The sequence below is a fragment of the Cobetia sp. SIMBA_158 genome (genome assembly GCF_046566945.1).
Taxonomy (GTDB): domain Bacteria; phylum Pseudomonadota; class Gammaproteobacteria; order Pseudomonadales; family Halomonadaceae; genus Cobetia; species Cobetia amphilecti.
Genome location: NZ_JAWJYL010000035.1, coordinates 1 through 886 on the forward strand (window position 1 = coordinate 1; position 886 = coordinate 886).

General features: G+C 50.1%; 1 rRNA gene. It reads right to left on the minus strand.

Annotated features, from left to right (window positions below):
- Nucleotides 1–886, minus strand: a 23S ribosomal RNA gene (locus tag R2R70_RS18830); the annotation flags it as partial.

Consider the following 886-nt stretch of genomic DNA (forward strand, 5'->3'; position numbering starts at 1 on the left):
ACGGATCTTATCACTCGCAGTCTGACTCCCGTGTATAAATATCTGGCATTCGGAGTTTGTCTGAATTCGGTAAAGCGAGATGCCCCCCTAGTCCAAACAGTGCTCTACCTCCAGTATTCTCATCACGAGGCTAGCCCTAAAGCTATTTCGGAGAGAACCAGCTATCTCCAGGTTCGATTGGCATTTCACCCCTACCCACACCTCATCCCCGCACTTTTCAACGTGCGTGGGTTCGGGCCTCCATTCAGTGTTACCTGAACTTCACCCTGGACATGGGTAGATCACCTGGTTTCGGGTCTACGACCACGTACTCTGTCGCCCTATTCAGACTCGCTTTCGCTGCGGCTCCGTCTTCTCAACTTAACCTTGCACGTAATCGTAACTCGCCGGTTCATTCTACAAAAGGCACGCTATCACCCATTAACGGGCTCTAACTACTTGTAGGCACACGGTTTCAGGTTCTATTTCACTCCCCTCCCGGGGTGCTTTTCACCTTTCCCTCACGGTACTGGTTCACTATCGGTCACTAGGGAGTATTTAGCCTTGGGAGATGGTCCTCCCGGATTCCGACGGAATTTCACGTGTTCCGCCGTACTCAGGATACACTCAAGAGAGAATGGATTTTCGACTACAGGGCTTTTACCTTCTATGGCGGATCTTTCCAAATCGCTTCGCCTAATCCATTCTTTTGTAACTCCGTATAGAGTGTCCTACAACCCCAAGAGGCAAGCCTCTTGGTTTGGGCTGTTCCCGTTTCGCTCGCCGCTACTTAGGGAATCGCATTTGCTTTCTCTTCCTCCGGGTACTTAGATGTTTCAGTTCCCCGGGTATGCCTTCTCATACTCTATGTATTCAAGTATGGATACTACTCCATTACGAGCAGTGG